Genomic DNA, 26,996 nt, shown 5'->3' with positions numbered 1-26,996 from the left:
GGCGAAACAAAGGAGGAGGTGGCGGCCGCAGGCCGACGCCGGGGGACATTCGCACCAGGGGCCTACCGGCCGCTGCGGGGCCCCCACGCGCGCAACAGACCTGAGCGGAGACGCTCGCCGATCCAAACGGCACCTGCACACCCGTGCACGCGCGCAGCGCCCTACGCAATCTGCTACGCCCCCTCGAAACAAGGGACGTCCCTCCATTGGGAGAAGAATCGTTTTCGATGGCAGGCGCGATGGCTCTCCTGCGAATCGACGCAGAGCCGGCCAGCGGCCGGCACTACCGGGTGCATGCACCGGCCATGTCAGAATGCCGGCCTACCTCCCGACGGGCGACGCGATGCTGTTCGAGTGGCTGCTGGGTTCCTGGTTGTTGATGCTGGATTGGCTGATCCGGCTGGCCGCGCTGTTCTGGATTCCCACCCGCACCACGCCCGGTGCCGCGCGCAGCTGGCTGCTGCTGGTCGGCTTCGTGCCGCTGCTGGGCTTGCCGCTGTACCTGCTGTTCGGCCACCCGTGGCTGTCGCGCCAGCGCGTGCAGCGCCAGGCCGAAGCCTCCCAGGTCATCCGCGAGGAACAGGCGTTGCAGCCGCCGCTGCGCTGGACGCCGATGCCCGACACCGCCACGGCGGAGATCGTGCCGCTGATCGAGCGGCAGGGCGACTTCATGCCCATCCATGGCAATGCGGTAGAGCTGCTGGTGGACTACGACGCCTCGCTGCAGGCGCTGATCGCCGACATCGACCAGGCCCGCGAGCGCGTGCACCTGCTGTACTACCTGATGTTCGACGACGCCGTGGGCGAGTCCATCGTGCAGGCGCTGCAGCGTGCCGCCGCGCGCGGTGTGCACTGCCGCCTGCTGCTGGACGCGGTGGGCGCCAAGCGCGGCCTGCGCCACTACCGGCACCGCCTGCAGGCGCTGGGCGTGGACGTGCGCGCGATGTTGCCCGGCGGCCTGCGCTGGCGCCGCAGCGGGCGGATGGACCTGCGCAACCATCGCAAGATCGCGGTGATCGACAACCGGGTGGGCTACATCGGTTCGCAGAACCTGGCCCAGCCGGAGTTCGTGCCCGGCTTTCCAAACAAGGAACTGGTGGCGCGCGTGCGCGGTCCCGGCGTGGCGCACCTGGAAGCGGTGTTCGCCAGCGACTGGTACATGGAAACCGGGCAGCGCCTGGACGTGATGACCGCCGTGCCGGTGTGCTCGGCCGACGTGGCCACCCAGCTCCTGCCCAGCGGCCCGGCGTATCCCTTCAGCAACGCGCGCGACGCGGTCAACGCGCTGATCCACCTGGCACGCCGCCGCATCGTGCTGGTCACCCCGTACTTCGTGCCCGACGAGGCCACCCTCAGCGCGCTGCGCATCGCCGCGCTGTCCGGCGTGCAGGTGCAGCTGATCCTGTCGGCCAGCAGCAACCAGCGGCTCACTGCGTGGGCGCAGGAGGCCTATTACGACGAACTTCTGCGCAGTGGCGTGCGTATCGCGTTGTACGAACCGTGCTTCCTGCACGCCAAGCACCTCACCGTGGACGAGGACATCGCGCTGGTCGGCTCGATCAACCTGGACATCCGCTCGTTCGCGCTCAACGCGGAAATCGGCATGCTCTGCTATGACCGCGGCATCGTCACCCAGCTGCTGCAGATCGAGAACGATTACCTGCTGCGGTCGCGCCAGCTGGACCTGAAAAGCTGGCGCAAGCGCCCGACCTGGCGGCGCAGCCGCGAAGGCATCGCGCGCCTGGCCGATGCGCTGATGTAGTGCTGCGGTGACGGCCGACACGGGGCCATCGCCGGCATCGCCTACAATCGGGGCATGACCGCAACCCAATCCCCTCGCCAGTGTGACCTGGCCATCGTCGGCGGCGGTGCGGCAGGCGTGCTGGTGGCGTTGCATGCGCTGCGCACGGCAACCGCCGCGCTCCATGTCGTGGTGTTCGAGCCGGCCTCGGCGCTGGCCCAGGGCATCGCCTACGCCACGCCATGGCCCGAGCACCTGCTCAACGTGCCGGCCGGCAGGATGAGCGCGTTGCCCGATGCGCCCGACGATTTCCTCGATTACCTGCTGCAGGTGGACGCGTTTCCCGGCATGCCGCGCGACGCAGTTGCCGCCGAATACGCGCCGCGCCGCTGCTATGCCGCCTACCTGCAGGCCCGCCTGGAGCAGGCCCAGGCCACCAGCCCCGCGCAGCTCAGCGTGGTGCATGAGGCAGTCACCGCGTTGCAGCCTGGCATCGCCATGCAGCAGCTGACGCTGGCCGATGGCGACACCTGGCAGGCGCGCCAGGTGGTGCTGGCCTGTGGCAACAGCATGCGCCCGTTGCCGGTTACCGGCGCCGACGCGCTGCCCCCGGGCAAAGTGGTCGACGCCTGGGATTACGACGGTGTGCGGCTGCTGGCCGGCGACGGCGATCTGGCCATCATCGGCTCGGGGTTGAGCATGGCCGACAGCGTGGTGGCGCTGGCCAATGCAGGGCACCGCGGCCGCATCCACGTGCTGTCCCGGCATGCACTGCTGCCGTTGCCACACGCGCATGGCGGCACGGCCAGTTTCGATCCGGGCCCGCTGCCGGGCCTGCCGCTGCGGCAGGCGCTGCGCGCGCTGCGCGGCCACGCCCGCGACGCTGTCGCCCAGGGCCTGCCCTGGCAGAGCGTGATGGATCGCATCCGTCCGCTGGGCCAGGCACTGTGGCGTGGTCTGGAGGCCGCCGACCAGCGCCGCTTCCTGCGCCACGTGGTGCGGTACTGGGACGTGCACCGCCACCGCATTGCCGAAAGCGTCGAGGCGCAGGTCGCCGCGCTGGAGCAGTCGGGCCAGCTGCAGCGTCATCGCGCCCGGCTCGATACCGTACTGGTGCTCGACGGCACCCTGCAGATACATGCGCACGGCGCCGGCGGTGGCCTGCCGCCGTTGCGCGTGGGCGCGCTGATCAATGCCACCGGCGTGGAGACCCGCGCCACCGCGATGCGCAATCCGCTGGTGCAGCAGTTGCTGGCCGACGGCCACGCCAGGCCAGGGCCGCACGGCCTGGGGTTGGATACCTCGGTGGCGCATGCCGGGCTGCTCGCCGCCAACGGCCAGCCGCATCCCGGTGTACAGGTGGTGGGCAGCCTGCGCATCGGCACGCTGTGGGAAAGCCTGGCCATTCCCGAGCTGCGGGTGCAGGCGCAGCAGGCCGCAGCACGCGCGCTGGGCTGACGCCCTGTGTGGGTGGGCCAGCTGTGACACCGCGCGGCAACGGCTGACGCGAGGTATCGAAAAGGCTCATGCCTCTGTCTTGATCTTCGCATTGGTGACGGTGCGCCTACCGCTCTAGGCTGCTGCCTTTCAGACCGGGAATGCACATGACGCCTACCTCAGACCCGACCGCCCCGCGCGGCCCTGTTGCCCCGGCCGTGATGGGCCGCGTAATCGCCGTACTGGGCATCGGCATGCTGCTGTCTGCCTGCCAGCCCGACGTCAGTGCCGATGCCGCCACACCCGCCGCACCGGCCGGCGCCGCACTGCCCGCTGCCAGCGCAGTCGATCACATGCCGGCCTGCCCGGCCGGTGCCAGCGTCATGGACGGCTGGAACGATCGCGCACCGCCGCGCCGCATCTTCGGCAACACGTGGTATGTGGGCACCTGCGGGCTGTCGGCGGTGCTGGTGACCTCCGACCAGGGGCATGTGCTGATCGACGGTGGCACCGTGGCGGCCGGTCCCCTGATCGCGGCCAACATCCGCGCGCTGGGTTTCGATCCGCACGCAGTGAAGTACCTGCTCAACTCGCACGAGCATTCCGACCATGCCGGCGGCCTGGCCCACCTGCAAGCGGCCACCGGGGCGCCGCTGCTGGCGCGTGCGCCGGCGGTAGCCACGCTGCGCAGGGGGAAGAGCGATCGCAGCGACCCGCAGTACCTCGAACCCGGTGGGACCTTCCCGCCCGTGGCCAACGTGGTGGTGATCGCCGACGGCGAGACGGTCCGCGTTGGCCCCCTGGCGCTGACCGCCCATGCCACGCCGGGCCACACGCCGGGCGGCACCAGCTGGACATGGCGTTCCTGCGAGGGCGCACGCTGTCTGGACATCGCCTACACCGACAGCGTCAGCGCCATCTCCGATGCGCAGTACCGCTACCTGGATCATCCGCAGGGGGTGGCCGCCTTCCGCCACGGCCTGGACACGCTGGCCGCGCTGCCCTGCGACATCCACGTGACACCGCATCCGCTGGGCAGCGATCTGTTCGCCCGCCTGGCAGGCGATGGGACGCCGCCGCTGGTGGACGCGGGGGCCTGCCAGCGTTACGCGCAGAACGGACGTGCCCAGCTGGACGCTCGCCTGAAGGAGGAGGCCGCCGGCCGCAAACCCTGACGCAGGGAGGACGCGGAGGGCGTAAAATGGCGGCATGGATGTCTCCCACTTGCTCGACGGGCTCAACCCCGCCCAGCGCGAAGCTGTGTCCGCCCCGCCCGGCCACCATCTGGTGCTTGCCGGTGCCGGTTCCGGCAAGACCCGCGTACTTATCCACCGCATCGCCTGGCTGAATGAAGTCTGCGGCGTGCCTACCCATGGCATTTTTGCGGTGACCTTCACCAACAAGGCCGCCGGCGAGATGCGCCACCGCATCGACCTGCAGCTGCCGCAGGGCAGCCGCGGCGCGTGGATCGGCACCTTCCACGGGCTGGCCCACCGCCTGCTGCGCCTGCATTACCAGGACGCCAAGCTGCCCGACAGCTTCCAGGTGCTCGATTCGGACGACCAGCTGCGGCTGGTCAAGCGCGTGGTGCAGCAGCTGGAGATCGACGACAGCAAGCACCCGCCCAAGCAGATCGCGTGGTGGATCAACGAGCAGAAGGACGAGGGCCGCCGCCCGCAGCACATCCAGCCCGAGCCGCACGACGCGTGGCTGGAAACCATGCGCCAGGCCTACGCGGCCTACCAGGAACGCTGCGATCGCGCCGGTCTGGTCGACTTCGCCGAGTTGCTGCTGCGCGCGCATGAGCTGCTGCGCGACAACCCGGCGTTGCTGGCCCATTACCGCTCGCGCTTCCGCGAAATCCTGGTGGACGAGTTCCAGGACACCAACGCCATCCAGTACGCGTTCGTGCGCGTGCTGGCCGGCGACAGCGGCCACGTGTTCGTGGTCGGCGACGATGACCAGGCCATCTACGGCTGGCGCGGCGCCAAGGTCGAGAACGTCCAGCGCTTCCTGAAGGACTTCCCCGGCGCACAGACCGTGCGCCTGGAGCAGAACTACCGCTCCAGCGCCAACATCCTGGGCGCGGCCAACGCGGTGATCGCGCACAACCCCGACCGCATCGGCAAGGAACTGTGGACCGACAGCGGCGACGGGGATCCGATCGACCTGTACGCGGCCTACAACGAAATGGACGAGGCGCGCTATGTGGTCGAGCGCGCGCGCCAATGGGTGCGCGACGGCGGCAGCTATGGCGATGCCGCGGTGCTTTACCGCAGCAACGCGCAGTCGCGTGCGTTTGAAGAAGCCCTGATCTCCGAGCAGGTGCCGTACCGCGTGTATGGCGGCATGCGCTTCTTCGAGCGTGCCGAAATCAAGGACGCGCTGGCCTACCTGCGGCTGATGACCAACCGCAACGATGACGCCGCCTTCGAGCGCGCGGTCAACACGCCCACGCGTGGCATCGGCGACCGCACCCTGGATGAAGTGCGGCGGTTGGCGCGCAGCCACGCGATTTCGCTGTGGGAGGCCACCATGCTCACCACCCAGGGCAACGAACTGGCGGCGCGCGCACGCAACGCGCTGGCCGGTTTCCTGACCCTGGTCAACCAGTTGCATGGCGAAGCCGGCGAGATGACCCTGGCCGAGCGCATCGACCACGTGCTGGTGCGTTCGGGCCTGCGCGAACACTGGTCCAAGGAAAGCCGCAACGCGCTGGATTCCGAATCGCGCGCGGACAACCTGGACGAACTGGTGTCGGTGGCTTCGCGGTTCGTGCGCCGCGAGGACGACATCGAAGAGACCGGCGAGACCATGAGTGAGCTGGTCGCGTTCCTGTCCTACGCCTCGCTGGAGGCCGGCGAAGGCCAGGCCCAGGCGGGCGAGGAGGGCGTGCAGCTGATGACGCTGCACTCGGCCAAGGGCCTGGAATTCCCGATCGTGTTCCTGGCCGGCATGGAAGATGGCCTGTTCCCGAGCGCACGCTCGCTGGAAGAAAGCGGGCGGTTGGAGGAAGAGCGCCGCCTGGCGTACGTGGGCATCACCCGCGCGCGCCAGAAGCTGGTGCTCAGCTACGCCGAATCGCGGCGCATCCACGGCCAGGAAAACTACAACGTGCCGTCGCGCTTCCTGCGCGAGATCCCGCGTGAACTGCTCAACGAAGTGCGGCCCAAGGTGCAGGTCTCGCGCACCGCCTCGCTCGGTGCCAACCGGGTGATGGGCCACGCCGCGCTGGAAGCACCGCCGCTGAAGCTGGGCGCGCTGGTCAACCACCCGAAGTTCGGCGAAGGCATGGTCACCGACTACGAAGGCAACGGCCAGCACGCGCGCGTGCAGGTGGAGTTCGCCGACGCCGGCAGCAAGTGGCTGGTGATGGCCTACGCCAACCTCACCGTGCTCTGAGCCCGGCGCGCCACGGATGACGCGCCGGGTCTTGCAGCCGGCGCGGGTGGCCCTGCCGCGGTAGTGCCGGCCGCTGGCCGGCTGCTCTTCGCTCGGTTGTTACCGGGAGCCGGCCAGCCGCCGGCACTACAATGGTGCGTATCCCGTTGGCACAGGCCACCCCGATGACCGATTCCCCGCTGCACGTCACCGTAAAATTGAATGCCAGGCTGCAACCCGAGCATCGGCATGAGCTGTTCGAGGATCCGCTCGATGCGCTGCTGGAAAGCGCTGAGCTGGGCCAGCTTACCGGCGGCGGCACCGCGCTGACCGACGAGGGCGAAGTGGACTATGGCGATATCGAGATTGCCCTGACCGATCCAGCCTCGCTGCCGGGCGTGATCGAACTGCTGGAACAGCTGGGCGCGCCGAAGGGCTCGCTGATCCAGCGTGCAGGCGAACCAGACCAGCCGTTCGGTGTCACCGAAGGCCTGGCGCTGTACCTCAACGGCACCGACCTGCCCGATGAGGTCTACGAGCAGTGCGACTCGAATTACGTGTTCGAGCAGATCGTCGAGCGCATCGAAGGCGTGGGCGAAATCTGCAGCTGGTGGCAGGGCCCGACCGAGACCGCGCTGTATTTGTACGGCGTATCGTTCGAGACGCTGAGCGAGCGCATCGCCGACCTGGTCGCCACCTACCCGCTGTGCCAGGGCGCGCGCGTGGTGAAGATCGCCTGATCACCGTGTAACGGTGCCGGATGTGCGAGGAGCCGACCAACGGTCGGCTCTACCGAGCCCCAGACCGTGGGCAGGCCGCCAACCCGGTAGAGCCGACCGTTGGTCGGCTGCACGCAACCCGGCGGCCCCACGTCGGCCCCCCGGCGTTTACGGCGCAACACCCGCGCGCGACACCGCGTGCACCTGCTCCCAGTTCAGCCGACCAACGGTCGGCTCTACCGAGCCGCAGACCGTTGGAAGGCCGCCAACCCGGTAGAGCCGACCGTTGGTCGGCTGCACGTAACCAGGCGGCCCCACGTCGGCCCCCCGACGTCTACGGCGCAACACCCCCGCGCGACACTGCGCGCACCTGCTCCCAGTCCAATCCAAACCGGGCCAGGTACTTGCGCAGCCGGTCCGCATCATTGGTGCTGGCCCGCTGCGTGCGCGACACCGCGAACAGCTCGCGGCCGGCGGCTGACAGCGATGCGGAGCGGGCGCAGACCCGCACCACGTCCTCCAGCTGCACACGGTCGAAGCGATCCAGTTCCGCGGCGGCCTCGCCCAGCAGCGCGTCCAACGGCGACGCATCTGCACTGCCATGCCACTGCGCGCGCAATCGCGCGATCTCTTCCTCCACCCCATCGGTCTGGATGCGCCCGGCGTTGGCCAGCGTGGCCAGCCGCATCAGCGACGCGCCCAGGTCGCGGAAGTTGCCCCGCCAGGTGGCGTCGGGGCTGGTGGCGAAGGCCAGGTAACGGCTGCGCGCCTCGGCATTGAAGCGCACCCGCTCGTGCTGCTCGCGCGACCAGCGTTCCAGCTCGAAGTCCAGGTTGGGTTCGATGTCTTCGCGGCGCTCGGCCAGGCCGGGCAACGGGTAGGTCCACAGGTTGAGCCGGGCCAGCAGGTCCTCGCGGAAGCGGCCCGCGCGCACGGCCTGTTGCAGGTCGCGGTTGGTGCCGGCGATCAGCTGGAAATCGCTCTCCACCTCGCGGTCGCTGCCCACCGGCAGGAAGCGCTTCTCTTCCAGCGCACGCAGCAGCATCGCCTGTTCGTCCTGGCCCAGCTCGCCGATCTCGTCCAGGAACAGCAGGCCTTTGTCGGCCGACCGCAGCAGGCCGGCGCGGTCACTGACCGCCCCGGTGTAGGCGCCCTTGGTATGGCCGAACAGCGTGCTCATCGCACCGTCGCCGCGCAGGGTGGCGCAGTTCACTTCGACAAACCGCCCCGGCAACTGATGCTTGAGCTTCTTCAGGTCGAACACCCGCCTGGCCAGCTGGCTCTTGCCCGCGCCCGTGGGCCCCATCAGCAGCATCGGCGCGCGCGAGCGGGTGGCCACGGTTTCGATCTGCTCGATCATCCGGTTGAACGCCGGGTTGCGGGTGGCGATGCCGCCCTTGAGCAGGTCGCGGTCCTGCAGTTGCTGCTGGGCAAAGCGCTGGGCGATGTGGTCGTAGCGCGACAGGTCCAGGTCGATCACCGCGTAGGTGCCCGGGTCGCCCACGTGCTGCTTGCGCGGCGGTGAGGTCTGCAGCAGCCGGCCGGGGAAGTGCCGGCTCTCGGTCAGCAGGAACCAGCAGATCTGGCTGACGTGCGTGCCGGTGGTGATGTGGATGTAGTAGTCCTCCTCGTCCGGCTGGAACGCATAGTCGGCCAGGAAATCGTGCAGGCACGCGTAGACCCCCTCGAACTCCCACGGGTCGGCCATGTAGGTGTCGTGGATGTGCACCGCGGTGTCCGGCGCGGTCAGCGCCAGGTCCTCGCGCACCAGCGCGGTCAGCGTGCCGAAGCGGCGTGCGTCCACCAGTAGTTCGATGCGGTCAGGCACGAAGTCCTCATGCATGCCGAGCGCGACCGTCGGCCGCCACTTCTGCCAGCGGCCTGGACCGGTCCCGGCATCAAGCTGGATCCCGAGCATGCCGAACACCACCTGTCGCTTGGCCATATCCATCCTTATAAGAGGCGCGCTGTCAATATACAGAAATCTCCCGTGCGGTAGAAGCAGAGGTGGCCGTGATTGCAACTAAAAGTGTTTGAAAACATATGCTTGGGCGTCTTCTGCAAAGGTTGGCACGCCGATTGCTCTATCCCTGGCAGGACGCGATGCGGGCCGCCCACCGGCCCCATCGCAGCGCAGGTGCACGCCGCAGGGATGCGGCATGGGCAATGCCCGGCTGGCAATGGGGCCAGCCGGGCCGGGCCGGACGCTGTACCGCGCCGCCTTCCGGCATATCGAACAAGGAAACGAACCATGAGCATCACCTACGACGTCATCCAGCAGCCCGGCGCTGTTCCGATCAAGCTGTGGACCCGCGGCGTGCCGCTGGAAGATGCGGCGCGCGAGCAGCTGCAGAACATCGCGCGCCTGCCCTTCATCCACCGCTGGATCTCGGTGATGCCCGACGTGCACCTGGGCAAGGGCGCCACCATCGGTTCGGTGGTGCCCACCATCGGCGCGATCATCCCGGCGGCCGTGGGCGTGGACATCGGCTGCGGCATGATCGCCACCCGCACCACGCTGACCGCCAGCGACCTGCCCGACAACCTGTCGGCGGTGCGCAGCGCGATCGAGCGCGCGGTGCCGCACGGCCGCAGCGTGGGCCGTGGCCGCGACAAGGGCAGCTGGGAGACGCCGCCGGAACTGGCGGTGGACGGCTGGACCCAGCTGGTGGATGACTTCGCGTTGATCTGCGAGCGCCACCCCAAGCTGAAGAACACCAACAACCTCAAGCACCTGGGCACGTTGGGCACCGGCAACCACTTCGTGGAAATCTGCCTGGATGAAGACCAGCGCGTGTGGTTCATGCTGCACTCCGGCTCCCGCGGCGTGGGCAATGCCATCGGCACCTACTTCATCGAGCTGGCCAAGCAGGAAATGCGTCGCTGGATGATCAACCTGCCCGACCAGGACCTGGCCTACCTGCCCGAGGGCAGCACCCACTACGGCGACTACGTGTTCGCCGTGGACTGGGCGCAGCGCTTCGCCCGCATGAACCGCGAGATCATGATGCGCAACGTGGTGGCCGCGGTGCGCACGGTGATCACCAAGCCGTTCGAGGCGCAGGCCGAGGCGGTCAACTGCCACCACAATTACGTGAGCCGCGAGCACCACTTCGGCAAGGACGTGATGCTCACCCGCAAGGGCGCGGTGAGTGCGCGCAAGGGCGAGATGGGCATCATCCCGGGCAGCATGGGGGCCAAGAGCTTCATCGTGCGCGGGCTGGGCAACGAGGACAGCTTCCACAGCTGCAGCCACGGCGCCGGCCGCGTGATGAGCCGTACCCAGGCGCGCAAGCTGATCAGCGTGGACGACCACGCCAAAGCCACCGCGCACGTGGAATGCCGCAAGGACGTGGAGGTGGTGGACGAGTCACCGGCGGCCTACAAGCCGATCGAAGCGGTGATGGAGGCCCAGCGCGACCTGGTCGAGATCGTGCATACGCTGCGCCAGGTGGTGTGCGTAAAGGGATGAACCGCCGGCCGCGCGGCGTACACTGCGCCGCGCGCCGGCAAGGAGGACGACACACATGGACATGATGGAACTGGATGGCAGCCAGGGCGGCGGGCAGCTGCTGCGCTCGGCGTTGACCTTGAGCCTGTGCACCGGCATTGGCTTCACGATGCACGACATCCGCGCGCAACGCCGTCGCCCCGGCCTGATGCGCCAGCATCTCACCGCGGTCACGGCCGCGGCGCGGGTGGGCAACGCCTGCACGCAGGGCGTGCAACTCGGCGCCACCTCGCTACGCTTCGAGCCCGGCCCGGTGTGCGCGGGCGATTACCAGTTCGCCACCGGCAGCGCCGGCTCCGCCACGCTGGTGCTGCAGACCGTGCTGCCGGCGCTGTGGCAGGCCGCAGCGCCGTCACGGGTGCGGTTGGAAGGCGGTACCCATAACCCGTTGGCACCCAGCGCCGATTTCATCGCCGATGCTTACCTGCCCGCGCTGGCCAGAATGGGGGTGCAGGCATCGCTGGAACTGCAGCAGCATGGCTTCCATCCGGCCGGTGGCGGGGTGTTGCAGGTCGAGGTCGCGCCGTGCGCGGCCTTGCAGGCCTGCGACTTCCAGGACCGCGGCACGTTGGCGTCGATGGAAGCCACGGTGTTGATGTCCGGCCTGTCCAGCAGCATCGGCCTGCGCGAGCTGCAGGTGCTGGCCGACATCCTGGGCGTGGATCCGCATCCACGCCACGTGCGCTCGGTACGCCCGGCGCTGGGCCCGGGCAACGTGGCGCTGGTGCATGTGCGTCATGACGCCCACGTCGAAGTGTTCAGCGGGCACGGCGAGCGCGGCGTGTCGGCCGAACAGGTCGGCGCGCGCCTGGCCGGGCAGGTGCAGCAGTATCTGCAGGGCAGCGGTTGCGTGGGCGAGCACCTGTCCGACCAGCTGCTGCTGCCGATGGCGCTGGCCGGTGCCGGCAGCTTCACCACCGCGGCGATCAGCGAGCATCTGGTCAGCAACGCGCGCCTGATCGAGAAATTCCTGCCGGTCGAGTTCGACTGGCAGCCGCATGCGGGTGGGTGGCGGGTGACGGTCAGCCGTTGACCGCGCGCGCCACCCGGGGCGGGACAAGGTCGGGGGCGCGCGCCCCGAACACAGTCAGCCACAGGCCGCTGCCGATCTCACCGAGCGAAGCGGGCAGCGTGGCGTAGTGGGACAGTGCGGTTGTGGCGTAGCCGGGGATCAGCAGCTCGCCGAACACGTTGAGCAGGTAGCCGATGCCGCCGAGCATCAGCAGCACGCCGAGTGCACGCGGTATGGCGCGCGTGCGCCACACCAGCCAGCCGAATGGCAGCAGCCACAGGCCCCAGAACAGGCTGGCCAGGAAAACGTGGCTGCTCCAGCTCTTCAGTGCGCCCATCGCCAGCATCTGCAGCTGCCCGCCCGACAGCGCCCGCGCCAGCGCCGGGTCGGTGAGCAGGGTTACCGCCTCCAGCCGGTGGGCCAGTGCGGCCAGCGCGATCGGAACACCGGTGACCGCCAGGGCCACCATCAGCGTGGCGGCCGGGCGATGCGCCGCAGCGAACACGCGATACAACAGCAGCGGCAGCAGCAGGAAGGCGATCTGCTCCAGGGCGAAGGCGGCGACGCCGGCACGAAACAGGTCGGCATGCGCGACCACGTTGGCCAGGGTGGCGGCGGGATCGTCACCCACGCTGATCCGGGAGGGCACATAGGCCAGGCTGAAGATGCGGGTGGCGATCACCACCAGGTACACCACGCCGGCCAGGCGACCGGTCCGCTGCTGCGTTGCCATCGTGCCGCTCCGGATACCGGTGTGGAAGGACCGGTTGCCGTCACCGTACGGGGCGGGTGGGTCCGCGGTGACTGCCGGAAGTCACGCGCCGACGGACGGTAGGACGGCGCAGTGACGTCCGGCCCCGCCACAGTCACCCGCACTCGTCGGCCATGGCCCGGCACTCATCCCGCATTTCAGCCGCTTCGTCGCGTGCCGCTTGTAGCCGTCCGGCACCGCGCCCAGAGTCTGGCGCTGTCCGCTGGGAGCGCGCAAATGAACAAGGGAACTCCGTACCTGTTGGCTGTCCTGGTTGCGCTGACGCTGTCGGCGGGCTGGGTGGCACCGGTGCTGGCCCTGTTCGAGCATGCCTACGCCTGCCTGCAGCACGGCGGCGGCCTGGACCTGGTCCGGCTGCGCTGCGAACCGCGCCCGGATGGCCTGTGCGCGTTGCTGGCGTCCTGGCCGTTCTGGGCCACCGCGGTTGCGTTGGCGGTAGCTACGCTGGTGGCCACGCACGGACCGCGTCGCCTGCTGGGCCTGCGCTGAACCGCGCGGGTCGCGGGCTTACCGGCATCGCGCAGAAGCGGCATCATCAGCAGCCGTATTGCAGGATCAACCATGGCGCTGAGCGAGAAGGACAAGATGCTGTCTGGCCACCCCTACCGGCCCGGCGACCCGCAGCTGCAGGCCGAGATGGCGGCGGCCAAGGCCTGGATGGTGCGCTACAACGCCGCCCTTGCCGAAGCCCCGGATGTCCGCCGTGCGCTGCTGCGCGAGCGACTCGGTGCGGTCGGCGACGGCACGGTGATCCGCCCGCCGTTCCATTGTGATTACGGCAGCCACATCCACCTGGGCACCGGCGTGTTCCTCAACTACAACTGCGTGATTCTGGACGTGGCCGAGGTGCGCATCGGCGATGGCACCCAGATCGGTCCGGCGGTGCAGATCTATGCGGCCGACCACCCGCGTGACCCGCAGGCGCGGGCCGAGGGGTTGGAGCTGGCACGACCGGTGCGGATCGGGCGCAATGTATGGATCGGCGGTGGCGCCATCCTGCTGCCGGGGGTGAGCATCGGCGACGATGCGGTGGTGGGCGCTGGCAGCGTGGTTACCCGCGACGTGGCGGCCGGTGCCACCGTGGTGGGCAACCCCGCACGCGTGGTGCCACCGCGCGATTGATCCGGCTCAAGGCGCGGCCTCCACGCCGGGTGTGCAATGGTGGCCACCACACTGCACCGCAAGGAGCCCTGCCATGTACAAGCGAATCCTGATTGCCACCGACGGCTCGGAACTGTCTGAAAAGGGCCTGCTCAAAGGCCTGGAACTGGCCAAGGATCTCAATGCCGAGGTCGACATCGTGACCGTGTCCGAGCCGTGGGCGGTGGGCATGTACGACGCGATGGGCTGGAGCGTGGGCTACATGAACAGCCCCGAGTACAAGGCCGACCGCGAAGAGACCGCGCAGAAGGTACTGGCGCCGGCCAGGGCGACCGCCGAGGCGCAGGGCCTGCATGCCAACGTGGTGCATGTGCTGGACCGCTATGCGGCCGACGGCATCATCGACACGGCGGTGGAGCGCAACAGCGACCTGATCGTGATGACCTCACATGGCCGCCGTGGCGTCACCCGCGTGCTGCTGGGCAGCCAGACCGCCGAAGTGCTGGCGCGCAGCACCGTGCCGGTGCTTGTGATCCGTTGAGGGAGCGCGCCGCCGCTGCGTAGCCCCGCACACAGGGACCGGTAGTGCCGGCCAGCGGCCGCCACTACCGTGTTGGTAGGGTTTCCCGAGACGCCGGCCAGCGGCAGCAACGCACACAGCGGTGGACCCGCCGCGGGGCCTACGGCCGCAGCTTCAGGGTCTGCGACTCATCCAGGCTGCCGTCGGGCTGCAGCACCACGTAGCGTTCGCCGCTGCGGTCGAACAGCACCGGGATCGGGTCGCGGAACAGCGGGCGGCGCACGAAGCGCAGCTGCCAGCCGAAATGTTCCAGCGTGTCCACGGCCTGGCGTTGCTCGGCGGTGAGTCCGGCCCGCAGCTGGGCGGGGTCGGGCGGCTGGCGGCGTTCGGGCGTATTCATTTACTGAAACAAGGCAAAGTCCGGGTGACCTGGCGATGCAAGCGGCGTTCCAACCCCGGGGCGGAAGGTATGCCTGCCCTCACCAGCTGTAGAGCTTCCAATACACCGGCGACACGCCGTCCTTGTCGCTGTCCATGCGGCCATCGCCGTTGCGGTCGTACATGTAGAACGCCGGACCCTGCGCCGGCGTCACCTTGACCATCCGCAGCTGGCCACTCACGCGGTATTCCTGCACGGTGTCGCCGTTGGCCAGGGTCTTGCTGGACACATCGGCACCGCTCACATCGACCGGGGGCGTACCGCCGCCGCCCGTGGTGGCACAACCGGCCAGCGCGAGCAGGCCAACCAGCAACAGGGTCTTCATGGGCCGTGGTCCTTGTACAAGTGAGGGTCGATTATGCCCCACGCGTCGTCGTCGGCGTGTCTGGGGTCGGCGCGGGCGGGCGCGTAGAATCGTCGCATGAGCCGATTAGTCCTGATTGACGGGTCCAGTTACCTGTACCGCGCGTTCCACGCGCTTCCGCCGCTGACCAACGCCCACGGTGAGCCCACCGGCGCATTGTTTGGTGTGGTCAACATGCTGCGCGCCACCCTGAAGGAGCGCCCGGAATACGTGGCGTTCGTGGTCGATGCGCCCGGCAAGACCTTCCGCGACGACCTGTATGCCGACTACAAGGCCAACCGCCCGCCGATGCCCGACGACCTGCGTCCGCAGATCGAGCCGATGTGCCGCATCGTCGAAGCACTCGGCCTGAGCATCCTGCGCATTTCCGGCGTGGAAGCCGATGATGTGATCGGCACGCTGGCCCTGCAGGGCCAGCAGGACGGCCTGCAGGTGACCATCTCCACCGGCGACAAGGACTTCGCCCAGCTGGTCCGCCCGGGCATCGAACTGGTCAACACCATGACCGGCAGCCGGATGGATTCGGATGCGGCGGTGATGGACAAGTTCGGCGTGCGCGCCGACCAGATCGTGGACCTGCTGGCGCTGATGGGCGACACCGTGGACAACGTGCCCGGCGTGGAGAAGTGCGGCCCCAAGACCGCCGCCAAGTGGCTGGCCGAGTACCAGAACCTGGACGGGGTGATGGCCGCCGCACCGGGCATGAAGGGCAAGATCGGCGAGAACCTGCGCGCGGCGCTGGAGCGCCTGCCGCTCAACCGCGAACTGGTCACCATCCGCACCGATGTGCCGCTGGACGCCAGCCCGCGCACGCTGGCACTGCGCGACCCGGACGTGCCCACCCTGGGCGAGCTGTACCTGCGCTACGGCTTCACCCAGGCGCTGAAGGAGCTCGGTGGCCCGGCTGCGGCTGCGGTGGCTGCCAGCGACGCCACGGTGAGCCTGCGTGGCACTGCCGCCGGGTACGCACGCAGCGCGCCGGCGGAAACGGCGGCCGAGGTCGATCCGGCGCTGTCCGCGCCTGGCGACTACGAGACCGTGCTGACCACCGAGCAGCTGGACGCGTGGGTGCAGCGCGCCGAGGCGGCCGACCTGATCGCCTTCGACACCGAAACCGACGCGCTCGATGCGATGCGCGCCAACCTGGTGGGCATCAGCCTGGCGGTCGAGCCGGGCCGGGCCGCCTACATCCCGGTGGGCCACACCTACCCCGGCGCGCCGGCCCAGCTGGGCGCCGAGCAGGTGCTGGCCGCGCTGCGCCCGGTACTGGAAAACCCGAGCAAGAAGAAGCTCGGCCAGCACGGCAAGTACGACCTGCACGTGCTGCGCCGGCATGGCATCAACGTGCAGGGCTACCACGACGACACCATGCTGGAGAGCTTCGTGCTCAATTCCACCGCCACCCGCCACGACATGGATTCGCTGGCGATGCGCTACCTGGGCTACACCACGATCAAGTTCGAGGACGTGGCCGGCAAGGGTGCCAAGCAGATCCCGTTCTCGCAGGTGGGCCTGGACGAGGCCGGCCGCTACGCCGCCGAAGACGCCGACATCACCCTGCGCCTGCACCGCGTGCTGCAGCCGCAGCTGCTGGCCGTGCCGTCGCTGGACGGCGTGTACCGCGACATCGAAATGCCGCTGGTGCCGGTGCTGGCCCGGATCGAAGCCAACGGCGTGCACATCGACATGGCCGAACTCCGCCGCCAGAGCCAGGACCTGAGCGTGCGCATGCTGGCCGCCCAGCAGAAGGCCACCGAGCTGGCCGGCCACACCTTCAACCTGGATTCGCCCAAGCAGCTGCAGGCGGTGCTGTTCGACGAACTGAAGCTGCCGGCGCTGGTGAAGACCCCCAAGGGCCAGCCCAGCACCAATGAAGAGGCGCTGGAGGCCATCGCCGAGCAGCACGAGCTGCCGCGGGTGATCCTGGAGTACCGCGGGCTGGCCAAGCTGCGCAGCACCTACACCGACAAGCTGCCGGAGATGGTCAACCCGGACACCGGCCGGGTCCACACCAGCTACCACCAGTCCGGCGCGGCCACCGGCCGGCTGTCCTCCTCCGACCCCAACCTGCAGAACATCCCGATCCGCACCGACGACGGCCGCCGCATCCGCCGCGCCTTCGTCGCCCCGCCCGGGCGCAAGATCCTGGCCTGCGATTACTCGCAGATCGAGCTGCGGATCATGGCCCACCTGTCCGAAGACCCGGGCCTGGTGCGCGCCTTCGAGCAGGGCGTGGACGTGCACCGGGCCACCGCGGCCGAGGTGTTCGGGCGCGCGCTGGACGAGGTCACCCCGAACGAGCGCCGCGCGGCCAAGGCCATCAACTTCGGCCTGATGTACGGCATGAGCGCGTTCGGGCTGGCCCGCAACCTGGGCGTCGACCGTGGCCAGGCCCAGGATTACGTGGCGCTGTACTTCAGCCGCTACCCGGGCGTGCGCGACTTCATGGAGCGCATGCGCCAGCAGGCCCGCGACCAGGGCTACGTGGAAACCCTGGAAGGCCGCCGGCTGTACCTGAACGACATTCACGCCCGCAACCAAGGCCTGCGTGCCGGGGCTGAACGGGCGGCGATCAACGCGCCGATGCAGGGCACCGCGGCCGACATCATCAAGCGGGCGATGGTGAGAGTGGACGGGTGGCTGCAGGGCCAGGGCGACCAGGCCCGCATGATCATGCAGGTGCACGATGAATTGGTATTCGAAACCGAAAGTGAGTTTCTCGACACCTTGCGTTTGAAGGTGGTGGAACTGATGTCGTCTTCAGCCCAGTTGCGGGTGCCGTTGGTCGTGGATGCGGGCGTGGGTGATAACTGGGATGAGGCGCACTGAGACGTAAATCACGCTCAAACAGCTGAATTGGTTCATAGCTGCCTGAAAAACTGACTGTCGGATGAATGTTTCCCCTAAGCGCCTTTCATTAATTGGGCCCCTTCACGAACTATCAATGTTCGGGGTGCTTTTATAGACCTCGACAGGCGCAACGCCTGTTGTGGATCTCTCCCATCCCCTGGAGCAGATCTCGGAACGGGGGCTCCTCCCCAAGCGCCCGTTCCCCGGCCCCGCTGACCTCCCCCTGGTCGGCGGGGCTTTTTATTTGGGCCGCCGTAAACCCGGTGCCGCCCGCCCGATGACATACCCCGCGCTGCCAATTGCCGTTTGCCCTGCGCGCGGCCCATGCTGTGGGCTGGACCCGGGGAGAACCGCATGAGCGATCTGTTTGCATTGGCCATGCCGTGGTGGGAATTCATCCTGCGCGCGGTGGTGGTGTACGTGCTGGTGCTGGGCATGGTGCGGTTGTCGGGCAAGCGCGCGCTGGGCCAGATCACCCCGTTCGACGTGCTGCTGATCGTGCTGCTGGGCAATGCGGTGCAGAACGCGTTGCTGGGCAAGGACACCTCGCTGGGCGGCGGGCTGCTGCTGGCGGCCACGCTGATCCTGCTCAACTACGGGGTGGGGTGGTTGAGCACGCGCAGCCGGCGTGTAGAACGCCTGGTCGAAGGCGAGCCGGTGCTGATCGCGCGCGACGGCAAACTGCTGGATTCGGTGCTGCGGCGCGAAATGGTCACCTCGGCCGATTTCGATGCGGCGCTGCGCCAACAAGGCTGCCTGTCGATCGACGACGTCGCGCTGGCGGTGCTGGAAATCAACGGCCACATCACCATCGTGCCGAAGAAGGGGTAGCGCCACCCATGGGGTGGCTCTACCCTCCGCCGGGGCGACCATCAGCCGCATGCGAAATGGATGCCGGCCCACGCGGTGCCGCGTTGGGTTACACCCAGTCGCGCGGCACCAGGTAGTGGGCCAGGCGGGCTTCGTCGCTGCCGGCCTCGGGCTGGAAACCGTATTCCCAGCGCACCCGCGGCGGCAGGCTCATCAGGATGCTCTCGCTGCGCCCGCCGCTCTGCAGGCCGAACAGCGTGCCGCGGTCGTAGACCAGGTTGAATTCCACGTAGCGCCCGCGGCGGTACAGCTGGAACTCGCGCTCACGCTCGCCGAACGGCATGTCCTTGCGACGCGCCACGATCGGCAGGTACGCGTCGAGGAAGCCATCGCCGACCGCGCGCAGGTAGGCAAAGTCGCGTTCAAAGTCACCGTGCAGGTCGTCGAAGAACAACCCGCCCACGCCCCGGGTTTCATTGCGGTGGCGCAGGAAGAAGTACTCGTCGCACCAGCGCTTGTGGTCGGCGTAACGTGCTTCGCCAAACGGCGCGCACAGGTCGTGCGCCACGCGATGCCACTGCTGCACGTCCTCGTCGAACGGATAGAACGGGGTCAGGTCGAAGCCGCCGCCGAACCACGACGCCACTTCCACGCCATCGCGCTCGGCGCGGAAATAGCGCACGTTGGCATGGGTGGTGGGCAGGTACGGGTTGGCCGGGTGGAACACCAGCGATACCCCGGTGGCGCGCCACGAGGCACCGGCCAGTTCCGGCCGGTTGGCCGACGCCGACGGCGGCAGGCGGGTGCCCGCCACGTCGGAGAAGCCGATGCCGGCCTGCTCGAAGACCGCGCCATTGCGCAGGATGCGGGTGCGGCCGCCGCCACCTTCAGCGCGCTGCCACTGGTCCTCGACGAACCGGGCCTGGCCGTCGGCGGCCTCGATGGCCGCACAGATGCGGTCCTGCAGGTCGGTCAGGTAGCTGCGTACGCGCTCGAATTCGTTCATGGCGCTACTTTACCGCAGGCCGGATAGCCGGGCCGTGGACGCAGCTGCAGCGGATCACCGTTTGTGATTGGGGGTGCGCCGTGCCGGCGGGATGTCCTCATCGGCATCGTCGCCGCTGTTCTGCAGTGCCTGCTCAAGCGCATGCCCGGCCGACATCATGGCCCAGTTGCGCGTGTCCAGCAGGTCGCAGGCAACGTGGCGCCCGCTCGCATCGGCCTGGCACAGCGCCTGGAGCATGCCATGCGCATCCACGTCACCGTTTCTTTCCTGTGCGGTGGCCAGGTTTTCGCAGCCTTCGCGGATGCCTGCACGGCACACCTGCAGGTAATGCACGCTGGCCTGCTCCCACTGCCCCTTCAAGCCCAGCCGCGTGCCCAGCACGTTGCAGCCCTGCATGCTGCCGCGGGCGCAGCAGGCTTCCGCCCCGCCGTCTACCAGCGCCTTGGGGCAATCCTCCGGCAGCGGTACCTCGGTGAACTGCACCGGTGGCGCGCAATGGGCCGGATCCCCGTCAGCCGGCGTGCGCTGGAAGCGCTGGAAGCGCGTCCACTGATCCATGCCGAGCAGGTCGCCGTTGGGCAGGGATTTCAGTACGAAGTCGCCGCCCTGTTCGTGACGGATCCGGATGGCGCCATTTTCAAGGCGGGCGCGCAGCTGGCCCATGCCCATGTCGACCAGGCCACGGTCACCAAAACGAAGGGAGTCCATCAAGGCAGCCTGGGAGACGTACGCGCCGCACGGCAGCGTTGCCGCGGCCTGCGGGGCGAGGTCCGCACCCAGCTGCTGCAACGGGGGCGCAAATGCGCACGCGCGCGCGTCGCCTGCCGTGCAGGCCAGCGCCAGCGCCGCCGTCGCGTGCTGCAGGTCGCCGGCGTCCCACTGCTGCTCGGCGACCTCGGTGCAGAACCAACCATGCGGACGTGCCTGGCAGTACCCCTGCAGCTTCATCCGGTCCGTCTCCGGCAGCGGGCGCTCCGGTTCGGGGGCGAACACCTCGACCATCCCAGCCGCCAACGCAGCGCCCTGCAGGGCATCGGCGATTTTCTCGCCCAGCTCCGGCCGGGACGCCAGCGTATTCCTGCACGCCGCCTCATCGAACACAGCGCTGTCTTCGCGGCACAGGGCGGGAAGGTCCATCTCGTCGAAGGCCTTTTCCATGTACGCGCGCATGGCGACCCGCTGCTTTTCGGAGAAGCCGGTGTCATCGTCGCCGTCGCGTTGCTGGCGGGCCTGCGCATCCTTCCGATAGCGACCGGGCAGGTCCCGGCACAGGGCCGGCATGCCGTCACTGCAGCCTGCTTCAAGCGCGGCGGTGTCCTTGTCGTAGCGATCGGCCAGGCAATGCAGCGGATCGGCCAGGCAGCTGCCGTCGGCATGGGGCACCGGCGCGCTGCATTGGGCGGGCGTACGCAGTACGAAGCGGTTCCAGCCCAGTTCAAGGACGCGCCCCCGCTGGCTCGCTTTCAGCGTCTCGATGCTGCCCGATCCGAGATCGATCACCTGCGGCTGCCCCTCCTGCAGCTGCACGAGAAAATCGCTGCGCTCCCCGCTGTAGTCGATCTGGTAGCCGCGGTCGGGGCCCTCCAGGACCAGCTCGGCGCTGTCGGTGTCGTTGATGAAGCGCCCGCAGGTGAGCGGCTGGGCGACGGCGGTGGGCGCCAGCGCGAGCAGCAGTGCCGCCGTTGCGGCGCGGAGTGGGAAGCGTGAATGGCAGGGCAGCATGTTCGATCCTTGACGCGACCTGTCCGGTCGCAGGCCGCGAAGGACGGCACCGGTCGTACAAGGACGCCGGCGCCATCTGTGAAGGGCTGCAGGATAGCGGGGCGGCCGGCGCTGGCAATGGGATGCGTCGCGTCCAGCCGCTGGCGGCATGCCATCAGCGCTTCTGTCACTCGCGGGGTGCAGGGTCCTCCGCGATCGCACGCACCATCGCGCGCAGCGCCGGCCAGTCGCGGGTGGCGTCCACGTCGCAGGCAATGTGGGTAGCGCCGCCCTTGGCGCAGATGGCCGCCAGCAGGGTCGGCAGCGCCTCGTCCCCGGTGTGTTCATAGACCTCGGCCAGGCCTACGCAGCCATCGCGCACGCCGGCGGTGCACAGCGCGGCGTAGTACGGCGGCGTGCTTTTCCAGTCCTCGTCACGTGCACGCGCGCTGGCGGCCAGCTTGCAGCCCAGCAGCTGGCCGGCCTTGCAGCAGGCCTCCGGGCCGCCTTCGCGGTCCAGCGTGGGGCAGTCCAGCGGCTGCGGAATCTCGGTGAAGCTCAGTGGTGCGCTGCAGCCACCGGCGGCGCCCGATTGGCGCGTGTAATGGGCAAAACGGGTGGTGCCGTCCATGCCCACCAGGCTGCCGTCGCGCACGGTCTGCAGCACGATATCGTCGCCGATGTCGCGGCGCAGGTGGACGCGCCCGTCCTCTACGCGGGCACGCAGGCGCGCCGCGTAGCCACTCACCTGGACCACGCCGGCATCGCCGAACTGCAGGTCCGAGAAGAGACCGTGCTCGGCCACATAGAGGCCACAGGGCAGGGCGGTGGTGGGTACCGGCGACAACGCCGCCGGCGGCAACCCGACCAGTGGGGCGACCAGTGTGCAGGCATAGGCGTCGGCGCGCGTGCTGCAGGCGTGATGTAGCGCGTCGCGGGCCTCCAGCAACCGGCCGGCGTTCCACTGTGCCTCGGCCACGCGCTGGCAGAATTCCTCGCGCGGGTGCTGCTGGCACAGGCTCGCCAGTTCGACCAGCTGTTCCGGGGGCAGGACGGCCTGCGGCGCGTGGCTCAGCCCCATGATCGCCTTGCCCATGACCTCGCCCGCCATTGTTTCAAGCAGGCGCATGCAGACCGCCGGATCGTGGCCCTTGGCGGCTTCATCGCACTGCGTCGGCAGGGGGAAGGGCGGCGGCTCTTTCGGGGCCGCTTCATTGGCCTGGCGCTCGTACAGCTCCACCAGGCGCTTGCAGGCCACCGGCACGTCTTCGCTGCACCACTGGCGCAGCTGCACCGGTTCGGCTTCGAGGTAGTGCTCCAGGCAGCCCACCGGATCGGCGCGGCAGCTGCCTTCTTCGACGGGGTAGAACGGCTTGCAGGCCGCGGCCTTCTCGCGCACGAAATCATGGTACCCGCCGGTGAGGGTGCGGTCGCCGTCGCCGAAGGTCCAGTTCTCCATGCGCCCGGTGGCCAGGTTGACCATGCCCAACACATCCTCGCTGCGTGCGATGCGCAGTTCCTCGGTGGGCGAGTGGGCCGACGTCAGGAAGCCGTGGCCCTCGCTTTCCAGGATCAGGGTGGCGTTGCCATCGTCCTGCTTGTACGTGCCGCAGGCCATGGACTGGGCAGCGGCGGGAAGGCTGGCGGCGGCCAGGACGAGGACGGCCAGGGCACGCCAGCCGATGACGCGGCGGCGCGCGGAAACAACAGAAGTCACAACAGCATCCTTGGGTGGAAATCGGGGAGCGCCGGCACGGGCGCAGGGACCGGCCGGGGCAGGGGTCAGCGCTGCATCCAGGTGCGTACGTCGGCACGCAGCAGGCGCACCGCCAACCAGCCATGCAGGCCGGCAAAGCCCACGGCGGTGAGCACCAGCATGCCGCTCAGAACGATGCGCTGCAGCTGCAGGTCGTGGCGCAGCTGGCGCATGTCGGGGTTGTCGCCGTGCCGCGTCAGATACTGCGACAGGTGCGCGAGTCCATCATCCACCGCCCAGGCGGCGACGAAGTTCATCAGCGCGGTCACCACCAGCAGCACGATGAACAACCACAGCGCCCATTGTTCGCGGCGCAGCATGCCCACGCACGCCACCACGCCCACCAGGCAGGTGAGCAGCATGGCCACGCAGATGCCCAGCGCGTGTGTCGTCAGCCACTGCAGCGGCGGTGACAGCCAGGCCACATCGCGGGTGTCTACCTGTTCCTGCAGGAAGGCGCCGATCGACAGCGGGCCGGCGACCAGCGCCGCAATGGCCCAGCCCACGGCGGAGGCCACGCATACCAGCAGCACCGACTTGGTCATCGGCGACAGGAATTTCGGGGGCGCCAGCGGGTCTACGGGCGGCTGGGCATGGGGCAACTGCGGGGGCGATGACATCCGGTGTCCTGTGGGAGTCGACCACGGGCATCAGCCCGCGGCCACCGCGCGTGCGGCCGCGGGCAGGATATGGTCTTCGCTCAAGGCTGCCAAGCGCCGCCCATGCGGCGGCTGCAGGGGAACCCAGGCCAACTCGGCGATTTCCGCCTGCGCCTGCGGTGTGCCGGTGACCTGCACCCGCCACACCTGCGCGTGCACCCGGCGGCCGTGTTCATGCACCGCCCAGGCCTCGAAACGGCCCACTGGCTGGGCGCTGCCGGGGTCCATGTGCACGCCCAGTTCCTCCTGCAGCTCACGCGCCAGCGCCTGCAGCGGGGCCTCACCCGGCTCGGGTTTGCCCCCGGGCTGGATGAAGGTTTCCGAGCCCTGCTTGCGCACCACCAGTACCTGGCCGGCGGCGTCCAGGATGACCGCGGCGACGATCTCGATCGGCGCCGCGGCGTGGCTGGCCTGCGCCGCCACTTACTTCAGGTTGTCGTTGAACAGCTTGAGGATGCGCTTGTACTGGTCCAGCCACGAATCCGGACGCACGTAGCCGTGGCGTTCCAGCGGGTACGGCGCGATGGACCAGTTGTCCTTGTGCAGCTCGATCAGCTTCTGGGTGAGGTTGACCGAATCCTGGAAGAACACGTTGTCGTCCATCATCCCGTGTGCGATCAGCAGGTGGTCCTGCAGGCCGTCGGCGTATTCGATCGGCGACGAGGTGCGGTACGCCTCCGGGTCGATGTCCGGGGTGTTGAGGATGTTGGCGGTGTAGCCGTGGTTGTACTGGTGCCAGTCGACCACCGGGCGCAGCGCGGCACCGGCCTTGAACGTGCCCGGCGAGCGGAACAGCGCCATGAAGGTCATGAAGCCACCGTAGGAGCCGCCGTAGATGCCGGCCTTGGCGCGGTCACCCTGCTTGGTGTCCACCAGCCAGTCCAGGCCGTCCTTGTAGTCCTCCAGTTCCGGGTGGCCCATGTTGCGGTAGATCGCGGTGCGCCAGTTGCGGCCGTAGCCTTCGCTGCCGCGGTAATCCATGTCCAGCACGATGTAGCCCTGCTGCACCAGCAGGTTGTGGAACATCTGCTCGCGGAAGTAGGCCGGGTAGCGCTGGTGGACGTTCTGCAGGTAGCCGGCACCGTGCACGAACATGGCGATCGGGTACTGCTTGCCCGGCTCGGGGTTCTCCGGGCCGTAGTACTTGGCCCAGACCACGCCCGCGCCATGCTTGGACGGCACCTGCACCAGCTTGGGCTGCACCCACTCGCGGGCCTTGTAGGCAGCGGTGCGCGTGTCGGTGAGCAACTTGGCCTGGCCGCCGGTGGTGGGCACCACGGCCAGCTGCGCCGGCAGGTAGGCGCCGGAGTAACGCACCAGCAGCTGCTGGCCATCCGGGGACAGCGAGAAGTCTTCCACGCCATTGAGCGCGGTCACTTCACGCACCTGCCTGCTGGCGGTGTCGACCGCGCAGACCTCGTAGTCGCCCGGGCTCTGCTGGTTGCAGAGGAAGTAGAAGCCGCGGCCGTCGGCGCTGGGCACCGGCATCGAGGTTTCCCACTTGCCGCCGGTCAGTGCCTGCGGCTTGGCGGTGCCCTGCTGGGTGTACAGGTGCGCGTAGCCCGATTCCTCGGACAGCAGCCACAGCGTGCGGTTGTCGTTGGACCAGCCAAAGTCGTTGAAGCCCCAGTTGATCCAGGCGCTGTCGGTCAGGCGGTGGCGGTTTTCCAGCTTGCCGCTGGCCGGGCTGACGCTGGCAATCCAGCGGTCCTTGTTGTCGTTGGCGCGCAGCATGATCGCGGCCTGCTGGCCGTCGGCGCTCCAGCGGATGCCGGGGTTGCCGGGGCCGGCCAGCACTTCCAGTGGGCGGTTGCCCTTGAGCGCGTCCTTGCCAGCGGCCTTGCGCAGCGCGGCCAGCGGGTCGGTGCCGATGCCGGGCAGGTTGTCCAGCGAGAGCGGCTTGACCGTGCCGGTGACCGCATCGACCAGCCACAGGGCATGCGGTTCGGGATCGTTGCGGCCCACGCGGGTGCGGGTGTCCTCGAACTCTTCGTAGCCCGATTCGGTCACGTACTTGGGCATCTTGCCGCCGCGGCCTTCGTCGAAGCTCTTCGGCTTGGTCACCACGATCAGGCTGCGGGTGTCGGGCGAGAGGGCGCTGCCGACGATCTCCACGTCGGCGCCGAGGTAAACCGGGCCGGGTGCACGGGTGGCGTCGGCGCGGCGCCAGCTGGCTTCCTGCGCCTTGAGCGCGTCGCGCTGGGCACGATCATTGCGCAGGGTGGCGAGGGTGCGTAGCTGCTGGTCGCGAAGGACGTCGGCCTTGGGGGCATCGTCGGGGTTCTTTTCGGCCTTCAGGCTGGCCACCTGCTGGACGCCACCGGTGGCGGTCCAGTGGAACCAGGTCTGGCCGGTCTGCCAGATCACCCCGCCGTCGCGGGCGAAGTTGAACGCACTGGCCTTTTCGCTGCTGCGGGTCAGCTGGGTCAGCGCGCCGCTGCGCAGGTCCCGCAGGAACACGTCGCCGTTGCGCACGAAGACCGCGCGCTGGCGGGTGGTGTCGTACACCGGGCTGTCGACGTCCAGGCTGCTGCGCTGGTCATCGGCCACCTGGGTGGCCACGCCACCGCTGACCGGCTGGCGGAAGGTGTCGCGGACGGGGCTGCCGGTGCGCTTGAGCTGGTACTCGACCTGCTGGCTGTTCCAGGACCACCACGCGCTTTCGACCGGCGGGCCGATCCAGTCGGGGTCGGCCATGGCCTGCTCGATGGTGATCGGCGTCGGCGCCGCGTGGGCGGTTCCGCCGAGGGCGGCGAGCAGCAGCAGGGACAAGGGCAGCGTTCTGGGCATTGCGGGCGGCACCGTAGTAGAAAACCCGGCAAGCGTAGCAGCCGCCAGGGCGGCAGGAAGGGGCCACAGGTCATGGGCGTGTGCTCGCGCGGGAGGCAAGCGGTGGTCGGTGGGCCGGGCGCTGGGACCCCATACCCTTTCCGGCGAATGTCCTCCGGCGTCGGCCTGCGGCCGCCGCCTCCCCCTTTATTTCGCCTCCAAGGGTATGGGGTCCCAGCGCCCGACCCACCGACAGGGCCCGAAAAGCCAGGCGTCCCCTACCGGCCGCTAAGGGGCCCTCACGCTCGCGGTAGCCCCGGCCGAAGGGCCACGCCCACCGAACCACCCACCACCCCAGAACCGGGCTCCACCTGCGACAAAGTGAAGCAGCGCGTCACCGGGTCGCATGTGCCTTTCACGGATACCGGCCCAGACTGGTGCGGATTTC

At 68.9% G+C, this 26,996-nt stretch carries 22 protein-coding genes; 12 read left to right on the top strand and 10 right to left on the bottom strand.

What is annotated here, in order from left to right; genetic code table 11:
• Window positions 1–343: 343 nt before the first annotated feature.
• The 5 genes from cls to GQ674_RS19095 all read left to right on the top strand — a co-directional run bounded on the left by cls (window position 344) and on the right by GQ674_RS19095 (window position 7,299).
• On the top strand, window positions 344–1,762 hold the full coding sequence (gene cls, locus GQ674_RS19115) for a cardiolipin synthase (protein WP_159499589.1): 1,419 nt from the start codon (window positions 344–346) through the stop codon (window positions 1,760–1,762).
• Window positions 1,763–1,798: 36 nt separating this feature from the next.
• A complete protein-coding gene (locus GQ674_RS19110) occupies window positions 1,799–3,199 on the top strand; it encodes an FAD/NAD(P)-binding protein (RefSeq protein ID WP_201290288.1) in 1,401 nt (466 codons plus the stop codon).
• Between the two features lie 146 nt (window positions 3,200–3,345).
• A complete protein-coding gene (gene bla / locus GQ674_RS19105) occupies window positions 3,346–4,353 on the top strand; it encodes a subclass B3 metallo-beta-lactamase (protein WP_236546129.1) in 1,008 nt (335 codons plus the stop codon).
• Window positions 4,354–4,387: 34 nt separating this feature from the next.
• Entirely contained in the window at window positions 4,388–6,580 is a 2,193-nt protein-coding gene (uvrD, locus tag GQ674_RS19100) for a DNA helicase II (protein ID WP_128096702.1), read from the top strand.
• 164 nt (window positions 6,581–6,744) lie between these two features.
• Window positions 6,745–7,299: a hypothetical protein gene (locus GQ674_RS19095; protein WP_159498441.1), complete on the top strand. Its 555-nt coding sequence runs from the start codon at window positions 6,745–6,747 to the stop codon at window positions 7,297–7,299.
• Between the two features lie 313 nt (window positions 7,300–7,612).
• On the opposite strand, the gene rtcR is transcribed toward GQ674_RS19095, so the two are convergent.
• Window positions 7,613–9,223, bottom strand: a complete 1,611-nt coding sequence (gene rtcR / locus GQ674_RS19090; protein WP_159498439.1) for an RNA repair transcriptional activator RtcR — start codon at window positions 9,221–9,223, stop codon at window positions 7,613–7,615.
• Window positions 9,224–9,529: 306 nt separating this feature from the next.
• Here rtcR and GQ674_RS19085 point away from each other — a divergent pair, with 306 nt between their 5' ends.
• Window positions 9,530–10,750 carry an RtcB family protein gene (locus GQ674_RS19085; RefSeq protein WP_137190800.1) on the top strand — a complete coding sequence of 407 codons (1,221 nt, stop codon included), beginning with the start codon at window positions 9,530–9,532 and terminating at the stop codon, window positions 10,748–10,750.
• Between the two features lie 55 nt (window positions 10,751–10,805).
• The gene (gene rtcA / locus GQ674_RS19080; protein WP_159498437.1) at window positions 10,806–11,822 is read left to right on the top strand and encodes an RNA 3'-terminal phosphate cyclase; all 1,017 of its coding nucleotides are present in this window, start codon (window positions 10,806–10,808) and stop codon (window positions 11,820–11,822) included.
• On the opposite strand, the gene GQ674_RS19075 is transcribed toward rtcA, so the two are convergent.
• Complete coding sequence (locus tag GQ674_RS19075; protein ID WP_159498435.1) at window positions 11,812–12,534, bottom strand: DUF4386 domain-containing protein; 723 nt, start codon at window positions 12,532–12,534, stop codon at window positions 11,812–11,814. The two genes, rtcA and GQ674_RS19075, sit on opposite strands and share 11 nt — an antisense overlap.
• A gap of 255 nt (window positions 12,535–12,789) precedes the next feature.
• Here GQ674_RS19075 and GQ674_RS19070 point away from each other — a divergent pair, with 255 nt between their 5' ends.
• The 3 genes from GQ674_RS19070 to GQ674_RS19060 all read left to right on the top strand — a co-directional run bounded on the left by GQ674_RS19070 (window position 12,790) and on the right by GQ674_RS19060 (window position 14,215).
• Window positions 12,790–13,062 carry a hypothetical protein gene (locus tag GQ674_RS19070; protein ID WP_159498433.1) on the top strand — a complete coding sequence of 91 codons (273 nt, stop codon included), beginning with the start codon at window positions 12,790–12,792 and terminating at the stop codon, window positions 13,060–13,062.
• Window positions 13,063–13,134: 72 nt separating this feature from the next.
• Window positions 13,135–13,695, top strand: coding sequence for a sugar O-acetyltransferase (locus GQ674_RS19065; RefSeq protein ID WP_159498431.1), 561 nt, complete (start codon window positions 13,135–13,137; stop codon window positions 13,693–13,695).
• A gap of 73 nt (window positions 13,696–13,768) precedes the next feature.
• Window positions 13,769–14,215, top strand: a complete 447-nt coding sequence (locus GQ674_RS19060; RefSeq protein WP_159498429.1) for a universal stress protein — start codon at window positions 13,769–13,771, stop codon at window positions 14,213–14,215.
• Between the two features lie 139 nt (window positions 14,216–14,354).
• Here the strand turns inward: GQ674_RS19060 and GQ674_RS19055 are convergent, their stop codons facing one another.
• Window positions 14,355–14,594, bottom strand: coding sequence for a hypothetical protein (locus GQ674_RS19055; protein WP_128096712.1), 240 nt, complete (start codon window positions 14,592–14,594; stop codon window positions 14,355–14,357).
• A 79-nt stretch (window positions 14,595–14,673) separates the two neighbouring features.
• Window positions 14,674–14,958, bottom strand: coding sequence for a DUF2782 domain-containing protein (locus GQ674_RS19050; RefSeq protein WP_128096713.1), 285 nt, complete (start codon window positions 14,956–14,958; stop codon window positions 14,674–14,676).
• Between the two features lie 96 nt (window positions 14,959–15,054).
• Here GQ674_RS19050 and polA point away from each other — a divergent pair, with 96 nt between their 5' ends.
• A complete protein-coding gene (polA, locus tag GQ674_RS19045; RefSeq protein ID WP_159498427.1) occupies window positions 15,055–17,826 on the top strand; it encodes a DNA polymerase I in 2,772 nt (923 codons plus the stop codon).
• Between the two features lie 375 nt (window positions 17,827–18,201).
• A complete protein-coding gene (locus GQ674_RS19040) occupies window positions 18,202–18,678 on the top strand; it encodes a YetF domain-containing protein (protein WP_159498425.1) in 477 nt (158 codons plus the stop codon).
• A gap of 88 nt (window positions 18,679–18,766) precedes the next feature.
• On the opposite strand, the gene hemF is transcribed toward GQ674_RS19040, so the two are convergent.
• From hemF to GQ674_RS19010, 6 genes are all read right to left on the bottom strand, one after another.
• A complete protein-coding gene (hemF, locus tag GQ674_RS19035) occupies window positions 18,767–19,663 on the bottom strand; it encodes an oxygen-dependent coproporphyrinogen oxidase (protein ID WP_159498423.1) in 897 nt (298 codons plus the stop codon).
• A gap of 54 nt (window positions 19,664–19,717) precedes the next feature.
• Window positions 19,718–21,385 carry a hypothetical protein gene (locus GQ674_RS19030; protein WP_159498421.1) on the bottom strand — a complete coding sequence of 556 codons (1,668 nt, stop codon included), beginning with the start codon at window positions 21,383–21,385 and terminating at the stop codon, window positions 19,718–19,720.
• 166 nt (window positions 21,386–21,551) lie between these two features.
• Window positions 21,552–23,081, bottom strand: coding sequence for a hypothetical protein (locus GQ674_RS19025; RefSeq protein ID WP_159498419.1), 1,530 nt, complete (start codon window positions 23,079–23,081; stop codon window positions 21,552–21,554).
• Window positions 23,082–23,146: 65 nt separating this feature from the next.
• A complete protein-coding gene (locus GQ674_RS19020; RefSeq protein ID WP_159498417.1) occupies window positions 23,147–23,740 on the bottom strand; it encodes a tetraspanin family protein in 594 nt (197 codons plus the stop codon).
• 30 nt (window positions 23,741–23,770) lie between these two features.
• On the bottom strand, window positions 23,771–24,202 hold the full coding sequence (locus GQ674_RS19015) for an NUDIX domain-containing protein (protein WP_159498415.1): 432 nt from the start codon (window positions 24,200–24,202) through the stop codon (window positions 23,771–23,773).
• Complete coding sequence (locus tag GQ674_RS19010; RefSeq protein WP_201290184.1) at window positions 24,203–26,569, bottom strand: S9 family peptidase; 2,367 nt, start codon at window positions 26,567–26,569, stop codon at window positions 24,203–24,205. It lies immediately after the preceding gene.
• Between the last annotated feature and the right edge of the window lie 427 nt (window positions 26,570–26,996).

The organism is Stenotrophomonas sp. 364, from assembly GCF_009832905.1.
Taxonomy (GTDB): domain Bacteria; phylum Pseudomonadota; class Gammaproteobacteria; order Xanthomonadales; family Xanthomonadaceae; genus Stenotrophomonas; species Stenotrophomonas maltophilia_AP.
The sequence above is the reverse complement of the archived record's forward strand: the minus strand, read 5'-3'. Positions and strand labels throughout refer to the sequence as shown.